General features: G+C 62.7%; 17 protein-coding genes and 1 pseudogene. 6 read left to right on the top strand and 12 right to left on the bottom strand.

Going from position 1 to position 20,623, the window contains the following annotated elements; genetic code table 11:
• Positions 1-15 precede the first annotated feature (15 nt).
• The 7 genes from PCJ49_RS14615 to PCJ49_RS14585 all read right to left on the bottom strand — a co-directional run bounded on the left by PCJ49_RS14615 (position 16) and on the right by PCJ49_RS14585 (position 8,040).
• A complete protein-coding gene (locus tag PCJ49_RS14615; RefSeq protein ID WP_269911551.1) occupies positions 16-2,196 on the bottom strand; it encodes a TonB-dependent receptor in 2,181 nt (726 codons plus the stop codon).
• A 226-nt stretch (positions 2,197-2,422) separates the two neighbouring features.
• Positions 2,423-3,430 carry an ABC transporter substrate-binding protein gene (locus tag PCJ49_RS14610; protein ID WP_269911550.1) on the bottom strand — a complete coding sequence of 336 codons (1,008 nt, stop codon included), beginning with the start codon at positions 3,428-3,430 and terminating at the stop codon, positions 2,423-2,425.
• The gene (locus tag PCJ49_RS14605; RefSeq protein ID WP_269911549.1) at positions 3,427-4,275 is read right to left on the bottom strand and encodes a class II aldolase/adducin family protein; all 849 of its coding nucleotides are present in this window, start codon (positions 4,273-4,275) and stop codon (positions 3,427-3,429) included. The genes PCJ49_RS14610 and PCJ49_RS14605 overlap by 4 nt, the downstream gene beginning before the upstream one ends.
• Positions 4,276-4,289: 14 nt before the next feature.
• Positions 4,290-5,237, bottom strand: a complete 948-nt coding sequence (locus tag PCJ49_RS14600) for a D-isomer specific 2-hydroxyacid dehydrogenase family protein (protein WP_269911548.1) — start codon at positions 5,235-5,237, stop codon at positions 4,290-4,292.
• A gap of 44 nt (positions 5,238-5,281) precedes the next feature.
• Positions 5,282-6,439 (bottom strand): acyl-CoA dehydrogenase family protein, encoded by a 1,158-nt coding sequence (locus PCJ49_RS14595; protein WP_269911547.1) that lies wholly within the window; start codon positions 6,437-6,439, stop codon positions 5,282-5,284.
• Entirely contained in the window at positions 6,436-7,200 is a 765-nt protein-coding gene (locus tag PCJ49_RS14590; RefSeq protein WP_269911546.1) for an ABC transporter ATP-binding protein, read from the bottom strand. Before PCJ49_RS14590 ends, PCJ49_RS14595 begins: the two co-directional genes overlap by 4 nt.
• A gap of 3 nt (positions 7,201-7,203) precedes the next feature.
• Entirely contained in the window at positions 7,204-8,040 is an 837-nt protein-coding gene (locus PCJ49_RS14585; protein ID WP_269911545.1) for an ABC transporter permease, read from the bottom strand.
• A 140-nt stretch (positions 8,041-8,180) separates the two neighbouring features.
• Between PCJ49_RS14585 and PCJ49_RS14580 the strand changes: the two genes are divergently transcribed.
• Entirely contained in the window at positions 8,181-9,047 is an 867-nt protein-coding gene (locus PCJ49_RS14580; RefSeq protein ID WP_269911544.1) for a LysR substrate-binding domain-containing protein, read from the top strand.
• 104 nt (positions 9,048-9,151) lie between these two features.
• Here the strand turns inward: PCJ49_RS14580 and PCJ49_RS14575 are convergent, their stop codons facing one another.
• Together PCJ49_RS14575 and PCJ49_RS14570 are read right to left on the bottom strand one after the other, a co-directional pair.
• The gene (locus PCJ49_RS14575) at positions 9,152-9,958 is read right to left on the bottom strand and encodes a hypothetical protein (protein ID WP_269911543.1); all 807 of its coding nucleotides are present in this window, start codon (positions 9,956-9,958) and stop codon (positions 9,152-9,154) included.
• A gap of 483 nt (positions 9,959-10,441) precedes the next feature.
• Positions 10,442-10,579 (bottom strand): annotated as a pseudogene (locus tag PCJ49_RS14570) (helix-turn-helix domain-containing protein); the annotation flags it as partial.
• Positions 10,580-10,779: 200 nt separating this feature from the next.
• On the opposite strand from PCJ49_RS14570, the gene PCJ49_RS14565 reads away from it, so the two are divergent.
• Complete coding sequence (locus PCJ49_RS14565; protein ID WP_269911542.1) at positions 10,780-11,901, top strand: phosphatidylinositol-specific phospholipase C1-like protein; 1,122 nt, start codon at positions 10,780-10,782, stop codon at positions 11,899-11,901.
• A gap of 13 nt (positions 11,902-11,914) precedes the next feature.
• A complete protein-coding gene (locus PCJ49_RS14560) occupies positions 11,915-13,699 on the top strand; it encodes a metallophosphoesterase (RefSeq protein ID WP_269911541.1) in 1,785 nt (594 codons plus the stop codon).
• 47 nt (positions 13,700-13,746) lie between these two features.
• Here the strand turns inward: PCJ49_RS14560 and PCJ49_RS14555 are convergent, their stop codons facing one another.
• From PCJ49_RS14555 to PCJ49_RS14545, 3 genes are all read right to left on the bottom strand, one after another.
• The gene (locus PCJ49_RS14555) at positions 13,747-14,469 is read right to left on the bottom strand and encodes a hypothetical protein (RefSeq protein ID WP_153203364.1); all 723 of its coding nucleotides are present in this window, start codon (positions 14,467-14,469) and stop codon (positions 13,747-13,749) included.
• 32 nt (positions 14,470-14,501) lie between these two features.
• Entirely contained in the window at positions 14,502-15,161 is a 660-nt protein-coding gene (locus tag PCJ49_RS14550; RefSeq protein ID WP_269911540.1) for a hypothetical protein, read from the bottom strand.
• A 63-nt stretch (positions 15,162-15,224) separates the two neighbouring features.
• Positions 15,225-16,805 (bottom strand): alpha/beta hydrolase, encoded by a 1,581-nt coding sequence (locus PCJ49_RS14545; RefSeq protein WP_269911539.1) that lies wholly within the window; start codon positions 16,803-16,805, stop codon positions 15,225-15,227.
• Positions 16,806-16,980: 175 nt separating this feature from the next.
• On the opposite strand from PCJ49_RS14545, the gene PCJ49_RS14540 reads away from it, so the two are divergent.
• The 3 genes from PCJ49_RS14540 to PCJ49_RS14530 all read left to right on the top strand — a co-directional run bounded on the left by PCJ49_RS14540 (position 16,981) and on the right by PCJ49_RS14530 (position 20,512).
• The gene (locus tag PCJ49_RS14540; protein WP_269911538.1) at positions 16,981-17,478 is read left to right on the top strand and encodes a VOC family protein; all 498 of its coding nucleotides are present in this window, start codon (positions 16,981-16,983) and stop codon (positions 17,476-17,478) included.
• Positions 17,479-17,658: 180 nt separating this feature from the next.
• A complete protein-coding gene (locus PCJ49_RS14535) occupies positions 17,659-19,956 on the top strand; it encodes a TonB-dependent receptor (protein WP_269911537.1) in 2,298 nt (765 codons plus the stop codon).
• 184 nt (positions 19,957-20,140) lie between these two features.
• Positions 20,141-20,512, top strand: coding sequence for a DUF2946 family protein (locus tag PCJ49_RS14530; RefSeq protein WP_269911536.1), 372 nt, complete (start codon positions 20,141-20,143; stop codon positions 20,510-20,512).
• The last annotated feature ends 111 nt before the right edge of the window (positions 20,513-20,623 follow it).

Raw genomic sequence — 20,623 nt, 5'->3', positions numbered from 1 at the left:
AGGGTCTCTCCCCGCTCACAGCCGATAGCGCAGCGTGACCAGCCAGGTCCGCGGATCGGCGATGTTGACATAATTGATGCCAACGGACGGGGTGTAGCCGACGCCGACCACATGATCCTCATCCGTCAGGTTCTTGACCGTCGCCCCCAGCGACCAGGGGCCGCCATTCTGTGCCCAGTTGATGCCGGCATTGAGATAGCCCTGGTTGGGGATCTTCTCCTGCTGCCGGTTCAGGGCGGAGGCATAGTTCTTTGTCTGGTACTGGCCATTCAGATTGCTGGTCAGCGTGCCACCCGACAGATCATCGCTGATGGTCCAGGTCACGCTGCTGGACAGGGAAAGGCGCGGGGCGCTGGGCAGATCATTGCCATCGGCATTCACGCCATTGCCGCCGGCCCCCTTGTAATCCTGGTATTTGGCATGCAGCCAGCCGGCCGATGCCTGCCAGGACAGGCTTTCCAGCAGCCGCGCTTCCAGCTCCAGCTCCACACCGTAGGTTTCGGCAGAGGCGGCGTTGCCCCGCCGCGACCGGAACACATCCGGATCATAGGCGGTGACCTGCAGGTCGGTATAATCATTGTAGAAGGCGGCAAGGTTGGTGCGCAGCCGCTTGTCCAGCCAGTCGGCCTTGATGCCGGCCTCGTAATTCTTCACCTTTTCCGGGTCAAAGCCGCGCTCGGCATCCACCACCAGGGTGGCGCGGTTGTCGAAGCCGCCGGCCTTGAAGCCCTGGGCGTAGGTGGCATAGACCAGCGCATGGTCGGTGGCCTGATATTCCACCGTCAGCTTCGGGGTCAGCGAATTCCACCGCCGCGTGGCATCGCCGGCGATGGATTGGCCGATGATGCGGCGGTCAGCATCGATCAGCTTGTTATCAAAGTTGAAATTCTTCTTTTCCCGCGTATAGCGCAGGCCGGCGGTCAGGTTCAGCCGGTCGGTGGCGTGCCATGTCGCCTGCCCAAACAGGGCCGCACTGTTGGTCTTGGTGATATTGTACGCCCCTTCGCGGCGGATGCTGGAGGTGGCAAGCGGCCCCTGGCGGGTGAACCCGTCCCGCTCCACATCAAACCGCTCATAAAGATAGAAGGCGCCGGTGGTGAAGCTGACCTTGTCGTAATCGCCATTCAGTTGGAATTCCTGGGTGGCGTACTGGTCATTATAGGTGATCAGGTTCTTCTGGATCAGGGCGGCGGTGCCGTCATTCTCGTAATCCACCGGCTGGTTGAAGCCGCGATAGGCGGTGATGGATTTCAGCGACAATTCATCCGACAGGGCATAGGTCGCGCGCAGCGATCCGCCGCCCTGGTCCAGCTTGTTATAGGGCTCCACCTCGGAATAGGTGCGATAGGGGTTGAAGCCGCCGGGCTGGTTCACCGGCACATATCCCCGCGTATCGCTGCGGTCGCGCAGGTAATCCAGGGTCAGATCGATATCCAGCTTTTCCGTCGGCGTGGCCCGCAGCTTCAAGCGCACGGCGTTGACATCGATATTGTTGACGTCCTTGCCCAGGGTGGCGTTGTAGGTGACGCCGTCGCGGGAATTATGCAGGTAGGACAGGCTGGCATAGAGCTTGTCCTGTACCAGCGGGCCGCTGACCGTGGCGCGGCCCTGTACCGCGCCGTAATTGCCGGCCGACAGTTCGGCGGCGACATGGGCGTCATTGTCCGGCTGGCGGGTGATAACGCGCAGGGCCCCGGCGGAACTGTTGCGGCCATACAGCGTGCCCTGCGGCCCGCGCAGCACCTCGACCCGCTCCACATCGTTGAAATCGGTCATCGATCCGATCTGGCGCGGGATATAGACATCATCGACATAGACGGAGACGGCGGGCTCCGAAATCGGATCGGGCTCCCCGATGCCGCGCAGGGAGAAGGTCTGCGTGGTGTAACCGATGGTGACGCGGGCGACGTTGAAATTGGGGATCTGGCCGGCCAGATCGCGGATGGACCGTGTGTCCCGTTCCTCCAGCCGCGTGGCGCTGAAGGCGGAAATGGCGATGGCTGTCTTCTGCAAATCCGCCGCACGCCGCTCGGCGGTGACGATGATTTCCTCCACCCCGCCTGCCGCATCCGCCGTCTGCACGGGCACGTCCTGGGCCTGGGCACAGGATAGGGCGAGCAGCGAGGCAGAAGTGCAGAGAATAAAGGCCCCGGAAATACGGGCAATGGGGCGGGTGGCGGGATAGGCGGAAGACATTGAAGCCTCAACAGGAAATGATGATGGTGAGAGTGTGGGGCAGGGGGTTGACGATTAAAATCGAATAAGATTTTAGGGTTTGTTTGGGGGGATTAATGGGTTTTGTTTGTTGATGTTTTTACGGATACTGTTTTCTATGGTTCACTACTCTCAGCCGTCACCCCGGCCGCAGCATGGGTGACGGCTGAGGTGGCAGGAAACTATCGGCTACCCCTGGGACTGCTCATCACCCCGCCAGCAACCCGTTCAACCGGTCGTCCCACAGCTTGGCCACGTCGATTTTGGCCGGGATCAAGCCGGCATCGGCGAAGGCGTCGGCCACCTGCTGTTGCGACTGGATGGCTTCCGGTTCAACCTTGGCCAATTCATAGGGCCGATCCCGTTCCCGGTGCTGCAGCAGGAAAATTTCTGCTGCCACGCCGGTTTCCTTGGACAGGCGGGCGGCCCAGGCATCCGGGTTCTGGTCGGCCCACTGATAGGCGCGGGTGACGCGGCGCAGGAAATCGGCAATGGCCTTGCGCTTGCCTTCATCCGCGAGCGCGGTGGTGGAGGCGGCAAAGACGTAATTGCCCGACAGGCGGCCCCGCCCGTCGGTCAGCACCCGCGCCTTGTAGGTCAGGCGGGCCTGGCTGCCCTGCACGCCATAGACAATCCAGGCATCCAGATCGCCTCGCCCGAAGGCGGCCAGCCCATCCTGCGGTGACAGGGCCACGGGCGTGATATCGCCCCAGCCGATGCCGGCTTCCTGCAACAGCCGCAGCAGGATGTAATGGGAGGTGGTGGCGCGGACATAACCGATGCGCTTGCCCTTCAGCTCTGCCACCGTGCGGATGGCGGAATTCTCCGGCACCAGCACCACCTGCGACGTCACTTCCCCCTTGATGGTGGCAACCAGCCGCATCGGCGCGTTGGCCGATGCGATGAAAATCGGCGGGATCTCACTCATGCTGCCAATATCGATGGAGCCACCATTGATTGCCTCCGCAATCAGGTTGCCGCCTGCGAAGTAGGAATAGCTGACGCCATAGGGGAATTGATCAACCCCGGCTTCCTTGAAGAATTCCTGATACTGGCCGCGATAGGTGCCGATGCGCAGGGTCGAAGCAGCCGCGTCGGCACCACCGCCGGCTGTCTTCTCATTCTGCGGTGACTCCTTGCCGCAGCCGGCCAGCGCCAGCAGCGACAGGCCACCCAGCAGCACCGACCGGCGGGGGAGAATGAAGGATGCCGTCATTCGAACAGGTCCGGTTCTTCGCGGGCAACCAGATCGAACAGCGGCTGGAAGGAGAACCAGGAGCCGGTTTCCTTGCCCACCTGTCCGTTGGTGTGGCTGGCCACCTCATGCGACAGCACCTGCGGCTTGCCGGCGGCTTCGGCCAGCAACTGGGCATGGGCGGCATTTTCAAAGGCGATATAGCGCCAGACGGCGCCATCTACGCTGTTCCCCACGGTCAGGAAGCCATGGTTCTGCAAGATGGCGGCAGACTTGTCGCCCAAGGCTTCGGCAATGCGTTCGCCTTCGCTGCTATCCAGCACCACGCCGCTGAAATCGCGGAAGATCACATGGTCCTGATAGAAGGCGCAGCTATCCTGCGTCAGCGGGTCCAGCAACCGGCCCAGGCTGGACCAGGCCTTGCCATAGATGCCGTGGCTGTGCGCGGCGGCAATGACGTCGGGCCGGGCCTTGTGCAGTTCGGAATGGATGGCAAACGCGGCGCGGTTCAACAGACCCTTGCCCTGCACGATCTCGCCATGATGGTTGACCAGCAGCAGGTCGCGCACCCGGACATGGCCGAAGAACACGCCCGCCGGATTGACCCAGAAATGGTCGGGATGTTCCGGGTCACGCGCGGTGATATGCCCGGCCCCGCCCATGTCGAAGCCATAGCGGGCGAACAGGCGGAAGGAGGCGGCCAGCCGCTGCTTGCGGTAAAGCCGTTCCTGTTCGATATCCGGGTAGCGCGGTACGGCGCTGCGCCAGTCCAGATTGGTCAGCTCCACCGGGCGCGGCAGGATGAAGGGGGCCTCTGGGCTGGTGTCAGCCGGACTGTTGCGCCGGGCGGCGAGGCGAAGGCTCATGGCGGGGGGCTCCATCAATAGCCGCGCTGGCGGTCGACAAGATCGGCCAGCGGCTGGTTGTTCGTGAAACGGATCAGATTGTCGGCCACCTTGGCGGCCAGATTGTCGCGCTGGTCCGGCGTCAGCACGGAGGTGTGCGGCGACAGGCGGATGCGCGGATGGTGATAGAAGGGATGGCCAGCCGGCAGCGGTTCGGGATGGGTGACATCCAGCGTGGCGCGCGACAGGCGGCCATCTTCCAGGGCGGCCAGCAGGGCATCGTCATCCACCAGGGCACCACGGGCGATGTTGATCAGGTGCAGGCCCGGCTTGGCATGGCGCAGCAGCGCATCATTGACCAGATGGTGGGTTTCCGGCGTCAGCGGGGCGGCCAGCACCAGATGGTCGGCCTGGGCGAACAGGCTGGGCAGGTCGGCGGCCAGTTCCACCCCGGCCACCGGCGACGGCCGGTCGGAGCGGCGCACGGCCAGCACCCGCATTCCCAAGGCCAGGGCGAGACGGGCCAGCGCTGATCCCGCCGCCCCCAGCCCGACAATCCCCAGCACCGACCCGCGCACCGTGGCCAGCGGCTGATGCGCCCAGCGGTCGGGATGGTCGATCCAGATATCCGGCAGCCGCTTGGCCGCGGCGAAGATGCCGGCCAGGGCGAATTCCGCCAGCGCATTGGCAGAGGTGCCGCGCGCAGAGGCCACGGCCGTCCCTTCGAACAACCAGTCGGGATAGAAATCAATCCCGCTGGAGGCCAGTTGCACCAGTTTCAGATTAAAGGGCCAGCCGGCGGGGCGGGGCGGAAAGGGCTGGCCTGCCTTGCGGAAGGGCAGGGCCACCAGCACGCGCGCCGTTTCCGGCACATCATCCGGTACGCCGGGGGCCAGCGACTGAATGGTGGCATCAGGGAGGCGCTGGGCCAGCAGGGCGTTGAACTGGTCGTTCAACTGGCTGGCAACAACCAGACCGGACATGGGCATCAACCTTGGGAAAAGGGCGGGGGGAGGGGGCAGCCCCCTCACGCAAAAGCCTTGCGGCCGGCGGCGGTCAGCACCACATCGGCCTGGGGCATGTGGATGCGGCCACACAGCACGTCGCGGTAATGGCGTTCCAGCGGATTGGCGCGGGTCAGCGCCGGGTTGCCGCCGATGGCAATGGCCTTTTCCACCGCCGCGATGGCGTTTTCCGTCACCAGATGCTTGATCAGGTTGGCTTCCACCGTGCCCAGATCCTGGGCGGCGGCCGATTGCAGCAGCAGGCGGTTGGTCAGCAGCAGCCCGTCAATGGTGCCCAGCGTTTCCTGATAACGCGGCAGGCTGGACAGGGGCGCGCCCAGATTGGCCGGCACGCGGGACTTGGCCCAGCCGATGAACCAGTCCCGCGCCGCCTGGGCCACGGCATCATAGATGCCGGCCGTCAGCACATTGGCCCAGCGCAGGAAGCCCGGATCGAAGGCGGGCGGGCCGCCCACCGGCTGGGGCGACAGCGCATGGTCGGCCGGCACCCAGACATCTTCCAGCACCACATCATGGCTGACGCTGGCGCGCAGGCCGTGATGGTCCCAGGTTTCCTCAATCCGGATGCCGGGGGCCTTGGCCGGCACCAACCAGCCACCGACCAGCGGCGTTTCATCATCGCTGCGGGCCCAGACGACAAACCAATCCAGCACCGTGCTGCCGGTGGAATAGAGCTTGCGCCCGCTGATGCGCCAGCCATCGGAAACCCGGCGGGCGACGGTGGCGGGCAAACCACCCCGCGCCGGCGTGCCCAGGTCCGGCTCCACCCGCAGGGAATTGATCAGCGCCCCGCGCTGCACGGCGTCGCCGACAACATGGCGGGCCAGATGTTCCGGAAAGCCGGCATCCTTGATGCGGGCATGGTGCAGATACTGCATCACCAGCACCAGGGCTGTGGCCGGCTCGCCCTTGGCCACGGCCTGCACCACTTTCAGGGCGGTGGCCAGATCGGCCTCCCGCCCGCCCCATTCCCGCGGGGCGGTCAGGGCCAGCAGCCGGTGTTGATGCAGCAGGGCGATATTCTGGCTGGGGAAGGTGGCGTCGCGGTCATGCTGGCCGGCGGTGGCGGCGAAGCGCTGGGTCAGCTCGGCCAGGATGGCGTCATCCACCGGGCTGGTGGCGCTTTCGCGCGGGAAACGGGTGATGGTGGCGCCGGTCATGGCCGGTCCTCTCCCTTGGGGGTGACGCCCAGCCGCGCCAGCAGGCGGGTACGCTGGGCCTGAATCTGCGGGTCGGCCAGGGTGCGGGGGCGGGCGGCGGCCACCGGTTCATCCAGGGTGATGCGCCCCTGGTCCAGCATCAGCACGCGGTCGGCCAGCAACAGCGCCTCGTCCACATCATGGGTGACGATCAGCACGGCGGGCCGGTGCGCCCGCCACAGCGCATCCACCAGCCCATGCATCCGGATGCGGGTCAGCGCGTCCAGGGAGGCAAACGGCTCGTCCAGCAGCAGCAGTTCCGGTTCGCGCACCAGGGCGCGGGCCAGGGCCGCCCGCTGCGCCTCTCCCCCCGACAAGGTGCCGGGCCAGGCATCCACCCGATGGGCCAGCCCCACCTCTTCCAGTGCCTGCAGGGCGCGGGTGCGGCCTTCGTTGCCCGGCAGCCCCAGGGCGACATTCTCCCACACCTTCTTCCAGGGCAGCAGGCGCGGTTCCTGGAACACGACGGTGCGGTTGGCCGGGGCGGTGAATTCCCCCCCATCGGCCTGATCGATCCCGGCCAGCAGCTTCAGCAGCGTCGTCTTGCCGGAACCGGAGCGACCCAGCAGGGCGATGAATTCGCTCTTGCCGATATCGAGGTCCAGATCGCGGAGAATGTGGTTCTTGCCGAAATGGCGGTTTAACTGGCGCAGGCGGACAACGGGTTCCACAGCGGTTTCGCTGTCATTCACCAGACGCAGGCGGGGATTGGCGACCGACATGGTTCAATTCTCCAGGAAAGAGGGACGCCAAGCCAGTGCGCGCCGCTCCAGCGCCCGCACCAGGGAATCGGCGGCCAGCCCGATGCCGGCATAGACCAGCAGGCAGAGCACGATCACATCGGTGCGCAGGAAATCACGGGCGCTGTTCACCAGGGCCCCCAGGCCGGAGGCGGCGTTGATCTGTTCGGCCACCACCAGGCAGAGCCAAGCCACCCCCAGCGCATAGCGCAGGCCCAGCAGGAAACCCGGTGCCGCACCCGGCAGCACGACATGGCGGATCAGTTCCTGCCGCGACAGGCCAAAGACCCGCGCCGCCTCAACCAATTTGGCATCAACGGAGCGGATGCCATTAAAAAGGTTCAGATAAACCGGAAACAGTGCGCCGAGCGCGATCAGCCCGATCTTGGGCGTTTCGCCAATGCCGAACCAGACGATGAATAACGGCACCAGGGCCAGCAGCGGCAAGGTGCGCAGCATCTGCAAGGGCGGGTCGACCAGCACTTCGCCCCGGCGGGTCAGACCTGCAGCCAGCGCCAGGGCGGCACCCGCCGCCACCCCGATGGCCAGCCCGGCCAGCACCCGCAGCAGGGAGACGCCCAGATGCCAGGGCAGTTCCCCTGACAGGGTCATGTCCATGAAGGTGCCGACCACCGCCGACGGGGCGGCCAGCACGCGCGGCGGGATCACCCCGGTGCGGGCGCCGATTTCCCACAACAGCAAGAGCAGCAAGGGGGAGGTGGCGCGGGGATTCCAGAGCTTGGAGGCGATACGCTTCAGGCTGCGCACCGGGTCACCCATGCTGCCACGCGCGACGCTGTCGGAGGAGACGATGCTGGTCATTGGCTTCACCACACAGGATTTTGTGTATAAAAAAGATACTCACACATTCGATGATGTATGATATCCATACAAAATCCATAGGGTAAATGGAAATCCGCTCAAGCCGCCCTTAAATGTCGCTCATGCATGATGGAGCCAGGATGATGCCCCCCAATCTGCCCACCGATCTGTTGCGCAGTTTTGCCGTGATCGTGGATGCCGGCACCCTGCAAAAAGCGACGGAACGCATCTATCTCACCCAATCCGCACTCAGCCTGCAGATGAAGCGGCTGGAGGATCTGGTGCAGACGCCCCTGTTCGTGCGCGACGGGCGGCGGCTGGCGCTGACACCGGCCGGCATCACCCTGCTGGGCTATGCAAGGCGGATGTTGAGCCTGAATGACGAGGCGGTGGCGGCGCTGGCCGGGGATGATTTCGCCGGGCCGGTGCGGGTGGGCATGGTGCAGGATGTCTCTGAAACCCTGCTGACCGGTGTGCTGGCGCAGTTCGCCAAACTGCACCCAAGGGCACAGTTACAGGCCCGCGTGGCGGGCACCCTGGAATTGCTGGAGATGCTGGAGGGCGACCGGCTGGATATTGTGGCCGGTTTCGGCCCCGCCGGCGATCCCACCACGGTTCGGACGGAACCGATGCGCTGGCTGGGGGATGCCGAGTTGCTGGCCGAACCGGTCTTGCCGCTGGCCGTGCTGGAAAAACCCTGCCGTTTCCGGGAAGCGGCCATCGCCGCCCTGGATGCGGCGGGCCGCCCCTATCGCGTGGTACTGGAAACGCCCAACCTCTCCACCTTGCGGGCGGCAGTGCGGGCCGGGTTGGGCATCACTTGCCGCACCGTTTTGTTCGGCACCATGTCCCCGGTGCTGGAGGAGGGTCTGCCGGCGCTGCCCGATGTCTCCATGACCCTGGCCAGCCGGGCCGGCGGCACCGCGCCGATCAACAGCCTGATCGGCCTGATCCGCAGCGCGGTGCTGGACCTTGCCCCCGTGGAGGAAAAGGCGGAAGCGGCATAGGATAAGGATGCTGATTTTTGGTCCGGTGGCTGGTCCGTTATTGATTCCACGGGACAGCCACCGGCCAGCCTTGCGGCCATTACCGGCGCTTCGAACCGCGCTCATCACGCATTGCTGTCAAGCACGACGGCTTTCAGTACCGCAGCTTTCCGCTGCATATAGGAGCGCACAATCGCGGCATGATCATAACGGGACCAGTCAATGCTGAATGCTTTCTCAAAATGGTTCATCGCATCCACGGCATGAAAGAAATGCCGTTTCTCAGTCCCGCCACAATGCACCTTGATCCATCGCACCGCCCGGTCCAGCTCACGTTCACCAAAACCATAGGTGTCCCGCAGCCAGTGTGTGAAAAGTGGCAGGATAAACTCCACCTCGCCATGTGTGTAAATCTCATGAACCAAGGTCGTAATCAAAGCCAGGGCAAGATCGCTCTCGCGCAAGGACATGTGATCCTTCCATTTCTTGAACTCAACGGCACTTTTGTCGATATAATGGGTTTGCAGCCAGGCATCATCCCCGACAATGCCAGTGGCCATTTCGTGGAACAATTGAGCGTGCAGAATACGGTGCGTCACCGCCAGATCTTCGTCCGTGATCCGGTGCAGACAGGTCAGTGTCTGTAACAGCTCCAGCTTGTCGCCCGCAAATTCCCCACGATGCAGCGTCAATGTCAGGCGATTGCTGATGCCAGAAACCGTCATGGCACTGTTATTGGTCTGGCTCCAGCTTGCAAAAAAACGTCGAAGATATTCCCGATCCTGTTCACGCGACGTGAGGGTACGAAATCCCTCCTCAATGATATTAAAATCATGATGGGAACTGTCGAAGGTCTCTATAAGAGATTTTTTTGCTAATATGTCCGGCATTGTTTGCAGAACAGGCAAAATGAGCGAAGCAAGGCTCGTCATTTTTCTCACTCCACTGTTATTTGTTTATCACCAGGGGCATAGTTCTATGCTGATAACCCCTTCCACGGATGCAATTCTGATAATTGTCTGCCCAAGGGAGAAAGTCAACCAAATGACGCACGTTTAAATAAAATTTCATAGTTATTATATTCTATTATGCTGAACTGAGATTATAATAATATGGAGTATTATTTTGTATTTGATTTGGAGTTATGTAAATTAATAATATGAATTTTAATTAACAATTGGAGAATTCTACACCTAAGAAATTATATATTAATCATATTTTTCTTTATTATTTGAATTAATATTTGGCAGCTTTAATTTAATAATTAATACAATCTATTATCAAGATATAAAAGAGATAAATACTATATTATCATCAGATAATTCTCTTGTAATTGTATTTTGGCTGCATTTTTTGCACTCAACTTGCTTTAAAGCGTCAAGCTTGCTGCTGAATGCCGATTGCTGATCTGAGGATTTGTTGATCTCACGGTGGATCGTCCCGCGATGCCGTCCAAGCCACGCCGCGATCTCCCGAACTGGGATCGAAGCCTGGAACATCTCGTCAATCCGGCGCCGTTCCGCCAAACTCAGGTGTGAATAGTGCTCTCCCATGGCAGCCTCCGTTACTAACTATCTGATTATAAAAGAGAGTCGCACTTCAAAAAAATAGAATCCACCCCGCCTACAACAAAATTATCAATAAGTTATATTATGGAAATTAATCATGACAAATTGCCGGATATCACGGAACTGTCATCCAAATATTGTCTTATGCCGGCCTTTGGTTTCCTTGGTCTCTGGAGTGGTGTCCCATGCGTACGATTGTCTGTTCCCTGCTGCTGGCGGGTCTGCTGGCTCCCCCTGTGATGGCGGCTGATCTGCCGGCGGGGCGGGCTTTGCAGGACAATCACCTGCATATGAATGACATCGTCGCCATCGGCACGCATAACAGCTACAAAAAGCCCCTTTCACCGGCTGAATGGGGGCTGCTGGCCAGCCGGAACCAGAAGGCGGCGGATTCCATCGATTACGGGCATCGCAGCCTGACGGAACAGCTGGATGCCGGTGTCCGCCAGCTGGAGCTGGACGTTTATCATGATCCGGCCGGCGGGCGTTTCACCGATCCCAAGGGGCCGGCCCTGGCGGGGCAGAGCCTGCCGGACGGTTTCAAGGAGGCGCGGTCGCAGCCGGGCCTGAAGGTGTTTCATATCCCCGACATTGATCCCTATAGCCAGTGCCAGCCCTTCACCGCCTGTTTGGCGGAAATCCGCCGCTGGTCGGATGCGCATCCGAACCATCTGCCCTTGATGATCATGGTTAACACCAAACAGGATCGCTCCCCCGTGCCGGGCGGTACCGACGCCCTGCCCTTTGACGAAGCAGCCTTCGATAATTTCGACCGGGAGGTGCGCAGCGTGCTGCCGCCGGAAAAGCTGGTCACCCCGGATGTTGTTCAGGGCCGCTATCCCACCCTGCGCGCGGCGGTGCTGGCCGGCAACTGGCCGACGCTGGCACAGGCGCGCGGCAAGATCTGGTTTGCCCTGGACGAAGGCCCGGCGGTGGTGGCCGTCTATCGCGGCAAGCGGCGGTCGCTGGAAGGCCGGGTGATGTTCATCAATACGGATGAGAAATCGCCGGCCGCCGCCTATCTGACCCTGAATGAACCGCTGAAGGATGCCGCCCGCATCCGTGCGGCTGTCACCGCCGGCTTCATGGTGCGGACCCGTGCCGATGCCAATACGGTGGAGGCGCGCCGCAATGATACCGCCCCCCGCGACGCTGCCCTCAGCGGGGGTGCCCAGTATATTTCCACCGATTATATCTGGCCGGACACCCGCTTCAGCAATTATCAAGTCCAGCTGCCGGGTGGTGCCGTCGCCCTGTGCAACCCCGTCCGTGCGCCCGGTGCCTGCGGTGGCATGGCTGTTGAGTAAAGGTTTCCGCGTGATGCGCCCCTCCCTGTTTCTGGCCCCGCTGCTGGCCTTGATCCTGACCCCGGTGGCGGGGGCGACGGATTTCAAGCTGGCCTTCATGCCCGACGTGCATTTCCACGATATTTACGGGCAGTTCGGGGACAATACCTTTACCGGCGTTCCTGATCCGGCGGGCGGGCCGCCGGCCACGATCCGCACCATGGCGGCCCAACTCACCTCCACCCGGCTGTTCAACGAGAATTACTTCGCCTTCCGCGCCGCCCTGGACGATGCCGCCCGGCGCGGGGTCAAGCTGGTGGTGATGAACGGGGATTTCAGCGATGATGGTCAGCCCGTGCATCTGCGCGGGCTGAAACGGATTCTCGATGAATATGAAGCGCGGCACGGGATGCGCTTCTTCCTGACCAATGGCAATCATGATCCGGTAAGGCCGGGTGACACGCCCTTGGGCAAGGCGGATTTCCTGGGCCGCGACGGGCGGCCGCAGCCGATCTTCAGCCCTGGCACGGCTGAATGTCCCCGCGACGGGGCGCCCAAGTCCGGCACCATCTGCACCCCCGATATCGCTGCCATGGGGTATCAGGGCATTCTGGACCTGTTCGCGCGGGACGGGTTCGCCCCGCGCGCCGATGATCTTTACTGGGAAACCCCCTTCTATCGCCCACAGGGTCGCTTCGATGCCGCCGCCGCGGCCCCCCACGCGGCCCCGGCCGAGCGGCAATATCAGGTCTGTGTGCCGGAGAAGACGGATTGCCGCCCGGTGATCGACAGTTCCTATCTGGTGGAACCGGTGGCGGGTCTCTGGCTGCTGGCCATTGATGCCAATGTCTACCGCCCCACCCCGGAGGGCGGTTTCAAAGGTTCCGGCGATGCCGGTTGGAATGAGATGGCATCCTGGAAGCCGCACCTGCTGGCCTGGATCGCCGACGTGGCCAAACGGGCGCAGCAGCAGGGCAAGGTGCTGGTGACCTTCAGCCATTATCCGGCGGTGGATACCAATAACGGCACTACGCCGGAGATCGCCACCCTGTTCGGCGCCAAGAAGCTGGACCTGCACCGGATGCCGACGGCGGACACGTCCCGCCGGCTGGCGGAGGCCGGCATCCGCTTCACCGTGGGCGGTCACCTGCATTTCAACGATACGGCGGAATGGCGCGGGGCCGATGGCCGCTATCTGGTGAATATCCAGTCACCGCCCCCCGCCGCCTATATCCCCGCCTATAAGCTGATGACGGTGAATGGCCAGCAGGTGGAGGTGGAAACCCCGCGCCTTTATGATGTGCCCAACTTCAACCGGCTGTTCGGCCTTTACCGGATGGAATGGCAGCGGTTGAAGGATGATGGTGCGGCGGATATCTGGAATCCCGCCATTCTGGAAAGCCGCGATTATCGCCAGTTCACCGACTGGCATCTGCGGGAACTGGTGCGGCTGCGCTTCCTGCCCCATGACTGGCCAGCAGACCTGCGTGACCTGCTGCTGGCGCAGGATGCGGCGGGGCTGGGCACGCTGGCCGGGGTGAAACTGACCGGCGGTTGGCAAGGGCTGGATCTGGCGGTGGATTTCCACCGCCTGCTGAATGACAGTGATCTGGCCCTGGCGGATATCCCGCCGGCCCGGCGGGCGGATTACCAGACGCTGCAACAGGCCCTGGCGCGCAAAGGCGGGCCGGAAACGCTGGAGGGGCGGCTGGCCCGCCTGCTGGCCGTAATGCAAAGGCTGGCCGACGGCCCGCCCAGCGACCATTTCCGCTTCGACCTGAAAAGCGGCACGCTGACCAATCTGGTGGGCACGCCATAAGTCAACGGCCGACACCCTGACAGGTGCCGGCCGTATCGCCTTTGCGCTTAACGTTCCAGGCTGACCAGCTCGTACCAGGTCATCATATAGCCGCCGACGCCGCCCTGGACGAACAGGCTGTCTTCATCCTTGGTGACCCAGACATCATAGACCGGGTGGGCACCATCCTTGGAGACCATGCCGCCATCTTCATCAGAGAAGCGGAAATGCCGGCAATCGAAGGTGCCAGCGGCCACCGTCACCGTCTCTTCCCCGACATATTCCATATAGAGCCGGCTTTCCGCCGCCAGCGGCGGGGTGGCGCCGCGATGGTCGACAGAGGGCAGGAAAGCGCGGATTTCGCGCTTGTGCGGCCCGCGTGACAGGTCCATGCAGCGGGTCATATAGGCATCGCCGATGATCGGATGGGTGCCGAACCCGTCATAATGGCCTTCCACCGGCATCACCTGCGAGACGCGGCCAATGGACGGGCCATAGCTTTCGCATTCGATGCTGTTGGGCGTCATGCGGAACCAGCCGGACCCCATGAACTTGTCGCCCACGGTCAGGCGGACATGGCAATCCATCGGCCGGTCATGTTCGTCCAGCGAATAGATCACGTCGCGCAACACGGTCGGCGCCGGCTCTTCAATCTCGCACTGAGCGCGGATGGTCAGCTTGCCGTCGCTATGGCGGGTCATGGTGAAGAATTCACGCCCCCGCTCCTGCCCATGACGTTCCGGCTTGCGGGAGGTATAGCGGATGGTGCCGCGAATGGTACGGTGTTGCATCGTCTCAAGCACTCCTGTTCCAATGATTTTTATCAGGTGGGGGTGGCGAGCCCCAGGAAAGCCGCCCCCAGCAGCAGCAGCCAGAGCAGCATCACCACCGGGCGGGAGCGGGCGAGCACGCCCTTGATGGCTGCATCGGTTTCGGGCGTGGCACCGCTGGCCATCATCTGCGCGAACGGGGCCATCAGCGGGCGCAACAGCACCCGGATCAGCAATCCTAAGGAAATGGCCCCAGCCAGGATCAACAGCTTGCCGGCGATGAACAGCGGCAAGGTCAGCAGGCCGGCCAGCCCCGCCAGCCCCATGCCGGCACAGATCAGCAGGGCGGACCAGCGGATCACCATGTCCGCCTGCTTGTAGAGGGCGACCTTGCCATGGGTGGCGTGGACACCCCAGGCCAGCGCCAGCCAGACCAGGCCGATGGCCCAGGTGGCAGCCACCGCCACCCCCGGCATTGCCCCCAGCCAGCCCTTGACGAAGGCCAGGGTCAGACCGGTGGGCAGCGCCAGGATCAGCGCCGTGCGCGGTGCCATATCCACCGCCATCAGGATGCGCAGCGCCGTGGCGCGCTGTGGCGCGCTGCATTTGCTGTCGGTCAGAATGGTGGAGGAATGAAAGGCCCCCAGATCGCCGCCCAGCCAATAGACGAAGATCAACAGATGCAGCAGGGTGACGAGCGGCTCGATCAGCATCGGGTTTCCCTGATTTGGTATAATGATCCATTCATAGAGCATTTAATGGATCGGGGAAACCCTTTACGCGTGGAGCAGATGCGCCCAATCCGCTGCAGGCCCCTGCCCCTCTGCCAACAGCCGGTGCCGGCCGCCCAGCCCTTCGAACAGGCCCGCCACATCCATGGCCGCATGGGCCTGTAGGGCGGCCGGCCAGTGCGCCCCGGCACGCAGCAGGGAAAGGGCACGGGCCTGAATGCCGGGCAGGTCCAGGCTGGGCTGGGGAAGAATCGCCTGTGATTGTTTGCCATCGTACCAGGGGGCGAACAGCCGTTCCCGGCGGGCGATGCGGAAGGCCCTCAGCAGATGCGCCCCATCCCATTCCGGTGCCAGGGATGGGGCTCCCCGCAACGGGTCCATCGCCGGGGCGGGCATTCCCAGGGCGATGCTGTCCGCCGCCACACCACTGGCGGCCAATTGCGCGGCCAGCACGGCACCGAAGCCATGCCCGGCCACCCGTGGGCGTTCCAGGCCCAACCCGCACAGGGCCGCCGTCAGTTCTGCGGCGATGTCCATCACCGCGGTCAGCGGCTGGGCGCGGCTGGAAAGCCCGTGGCCGGGCAGATCCAGCGCCAGCACCAGCCCATCGATCAGGCGCAGGGCCGGCCGCATGTCCAGCGCATTGCCGCCGGCATCATGCAACAGCACCAGCGGCCGGCCGGTGCCGCTGCGGCGACCCAGCCAGCCGATGGGGCCCGCGACACCTTGCACCTGTCCCCGGCCGAGGCCGAACGCGTCGGTATTCTCCACCGGGCTGGGTGCGATGCTGCCGGGCCGGGCGGCCAGCCAGCCCATGGCGGCCTGCTGCAGGGCCGGGCTGTCGGGCAGGATGTTGCTGTTCGCCCGCATCAGGCCCGGCCGGCCCAGATGCGGGCAAAGCGGGTCTTTCGCCGTCACCAGAATCAAATGCTCACAGCGCAGCCGGGGCAGCCAGCGGGCGGGATCAAAGACGAAGGCGGCGCGATAGGGCTTGCGATAGGCATCGCCTGCTTCCAGCATCTCCAGCGCATTTTCATGCAGATGCGGCGGTTGGGGCAGATCGTAATCCATGCGTGCCGCCGGGCTGGGCAGGTGCCAGGGGAAGAAGATCAACTGTTCTTCCATCCGGGCCCAGACCCAGGCCATGTGTGATCCGTCCCAGTGGGGGCGCAGCGGCGGCAGGTAATCGGCCAGGAAATGCGCGCGTTCATCGGCAGTCCAGCACGGCAGCCCATCGAACAGCACCCCCGTCACCCGTTCTGGATACAGGGCGGCGAAGGCGCAGGCCGTGGTGGCACCGGTATGGAAACCATAGAGCCCGAACCGTTCCAGCCCCAGCGCGTCGACAAACTGTTTTAGGGCCAGCGCATAGGCATCTGTTTCCGGGCAATCATCCGCCAGGGGACTGGAAAGCCCGTTGCCAGGCGTGTCAGGGGCGATGACGCAGAAACCCCGCGCGGCCATCCCCTCCCCCAGCGCCGTCATGGTGCGGGAGGATTGCGGGGAACCGTGCAGCGCCAGCACCACCGGCCCCTGCCCCCAGCGCCGGTAATGCACCGTGCGGCCGTCAATATGGATGAAGTGGCGGGTGGCGACAGGGCGCTGGTTAAGGGGGCTTTGGGTCACGGGCGGGATGCTCCTGCAGGCGTGAAGATCATCGGTTGGTAAGCATTCCCCTGTAACCAGATACGGCTTGCCAAGGGGGAAGACCCATGAAATGGTATAAACACATATCAATAAGAGTGGTAGCGATTCCGCGACGGTGTCGCCCCCTCACCGGTTCCGCGAAAGGAACATGATCATGGCCCACGCGATTTCCGCCTTGATCCGCGCTGCTGTCTTCGTGCGCGATCTCGACCGGTCCACCGCCTTTTATCAGGCGCTGGGGTTCGATGGCGTCTATTTCGATGGCATGTTGGACGGCCCGTCTGCCGCCGGCGTGCTGTTCATTCCCGACAGCAGCAAGGTGCGCTGTCGGATATTGAAGAAACAGGGTGGCCCCAATTTCGGCATGGTCGGCCTGTTCGAGGTGACCGACCCGGTGCCGCCTGCCCTGCCCCCCAGCGAGGGCCCGCCCCGGATTGGGGAAGTGGCGCTGGTCATCTATGCCAAGCCGGTGGCGGACGCCATTGCCGCCGCCCGCGCTGCGGGTGCCGTTTGGGCGCCGGATGCCATTTCCTTCAACATGCCGCATCGCCAGCAGATGGAAGTCTGCCTGCGTGATCCGGACGGGGTGCTGATCAATCTGGTGGAACGCGACCCGGCGGAACAGCACAACACGGAACCCGTGGTGCTGTGAGCGAAACGGCTGACTAGAGGTAAGCCACTGAAAAATATCGAAGAATACTTGTATCGCCAAAAAACAGTGGTGTCGGCAAAAATAAGTCTTTCACATGATATAATGTTATACCAATATCACACAAAACGCGGCCCTGGCATGAACCGGGTCGTATTGAAGGAAAACAGGAGGCTGGAGACCATGAACAGTTCACATCTGAAATCCGTCCGTATGCCGTTGGCCCTGAAGCTGGGCGCTTCGCTGGCCCTGTTGGCGGCCGCGCTGCCGGCCCTGGCGCAGGATAATAGCGGCCTGCAACTGGAAGAGATTGTGGTGACGGCGACCCGCCGTACCGCCAGCCTGCAGGATGTGCCGGTGGCGGTTTCCGCCTTCACGGCGGCCGATCTGGAAAACCGCCAGATCACCTCCACGCTGGATCTGGTGCGCTCGGTGCCGAACCTGTTCGGTTCCAACAATACCGGCGTGCCCAGCGCCAATACCTATTATATTCGCGGCCTTGGCTCGACGGAGCAGATCGCCACCATCGACCCCGCCGTCTCCACCTATGTGGATGATGTGGTGGTGCCGCGTCAGAATGCCAATAATTACGGCTATTTCGATGTGGAACAGATGGAAGTGCTGCGTGGTCCGCAGGGCACGACCTTCGGCCGCAACTCCACCGGTGGTGCCATTTCAGTCAAGTTGAAGAAGCCGAGCGATGAGCTGGGCGGCTTCCTGCAGACCAGCTATGGCAACTATAACCAGGTGGTGGTGCGCGGGGACGTGAATGTTCCGGTAAGCGAAAAAGTACTGACCAAGTTCACCGGCTTTTATGCCGATGACAGTGGCTGGACGCGCAATGTCGCCAATGGCGAAAAGCTGAATGACCTGACCAACTGGGGCGGCCGTGGCGCTGTCCGCCTGCTGCCCAATGATGATGTGACCATCGATCTGTCGGTGGAACATATGGATGGTGCCGGCCTGTACCTGCGTACCTTCGCCAATGAAACGGGCGAAACGCGTGCGGCGGCGACCAAGCATGGCGGCACCAGCGATCTGGTGGCCGATGCCCTGAATAATCGTGGCTTGCGCACCGAATATAACACCACCGCCGCCACTGCCGATATTGAATGGCGTCTGGATGGCGTGTCGCTGGAAAGCATCACCGGCTATCGCACCATCGATCAGCAATTCGTTGTCGATTTCTCCAACCCCGCCTCGCGCACCAGCAACCCGGTGCCGTTCTATCTGACGAATGATGGCGGCTATGACATGGTCAGCCAGGAATTCAAGGCGGTCGGCAATCTGTTTGATGACCGGCTGAGCTATGTGGCGGGTCTTTATTACTTCTATGAAGATAACAAGACCCTGGCCGGGCAGGTGCTGGGCGGCACCGTTTCCTGTTCCAACGGTCTGTTCGGTGATGGCAACATGAGCTGCAATGGCCGTCGCGGCTATTCCAGCGTGCGTGACATCCGCAACACGACCAGCTCCTACGCCGCCTATGCACAGTTTGACTATAAGCTGACGGATGAGCTGACGGCCGTGGTCGGTGCCCGCTTCACCAACGAGGTGAAGAAGCTGGACCTGAAGCCGACCGCCTATGGTGGCATCACCACCAAGGATATTGTGGCTGCCGGCATCAAGACGCGGCTGGAAACCAACAAGGTGACCCCGAAATTCGGTCTGAACTACAAGATCGATCAGGACATCATGCTGTTTGCCAGCGCCACCAACGGCTACAAGTCCGGCGGCTGGAACAGCCGTACGGCCTATCTGCCGCAGAGCTTCCAGGACATGCGGCCGGAAATCGCCTGGTCTTATGAGGCGGGCGTGAAGAGTGACCTGTTCGACCGTCGGGTCCGCTTCAATGTCACCGGTTTTGTTACCAATACCGATAACCTGCAGCTCTCCTACACCACCCCCGGCCCGCTGCCCGGGACCACGCTGTCCACCCAGAACAATGCCGGCGACATCCAGGTGAAGGGGCTGGAGTTCGAATTCACCGTGCGTCCGGCCGCTGGTCTGGATGTCTTCGCCACCCTGGGCCTGCAGGAAGGCAAATATACGGCTGTCAACCCGTCGGCCCAGTCCTTCACCAACGCCGCCGGCGTCTTCGTCAATGCCATCGACCCGTCGGACGAGCTGTCACGCTTCCCCAAGCGGTCTTTGGCCATTGGTGCCACCTATACCGTGCCGGTGGAAACGCTGAACGGCTCCTTCATCTTCACGGGTGAGGCCAATTATACCGGCGGGTTCTGGACCACCGCGTCCAACACCACCCCGTCCAACCCGCGCACACCGACGGCACTGGAAACCTTCGCCCGCTCCTACACGCTCTATAATGTCGGGGCCAGCTACCTGTCTGATGACGGGAACTGGCGGATGGGCTTTGAGTGCAAGAACTGCTCCAACAAGCTGTATCTGACCTCGGTGTTCAATGGTTATTATTATGGCGAACCGCGCCGTTACCGCGTGTCGCTGACCCGCAAGTTCTGATGCGGCGGCGGGACTGAACCCCCGCTGAAAAAAAAGCCCGGCCGCGCGTTTACCCGCGCGTGGCCGGGCTTTTCCATTTTGATGGTCACCCTTGCCAAAGCGTCGCAATAACATCCCGTTGACCGCGCGCGAGGGAACCGCCAAAAGGAAAGGTATGAACAGGGGTGGATCAGCATTCAGCGGAATGGTGACACGTCGCTTTGCGGCGTGGCTGCTGCTGGCTGCCCTGGTGCTGCGCGGGTTGATCCCGGCTGGCTTCATGCCCAACCTGGAAACCGGTAACGGTCAGGGCTGGCTGGTCATCTGTACCGGCGCGGGTGAACGCAGCGTCAAGCTGGATGATGGCAGTGGCCAGCATGGCCCGGTGGACCAGCACCAGCAGGGGCTTTGCCCCTTTGCGGCCTTGGTGGGCTTCACCCCCATCCTGTTCCTGGCGGCCCTGTTGCTTCCTTTGCTGCCATGTCGGCTGATCCGGCCGCTGGCGGTTTGCGTCCCCCTCTCCCGTCTTCTGGCCTGCGCCCCACCGGGCGCCAGGGCGCCGCCACTGGCCATCTGATCCCCCGTTTCAGATGTCCCGCCGGCCGTTGGTGCCGGTGGTTACGGTTTGCCCTGACATAGAGGCAGCGGGGATGGCCCCGCCTGCCGGAGGACGTGAAATTGTCCCCTC

Source organism: Niveispirillum sp. BGYR6 (genome assembly GCF_027568365.1).
GTDB lineage: Bacteria > Pseudomonadota > Alphaproteobacteria > Azospirillales > Azospirillaceae > Niveispirillum.
This window is presented reverse-complemented; position numbering and strand designations above follow the sequence as displayed.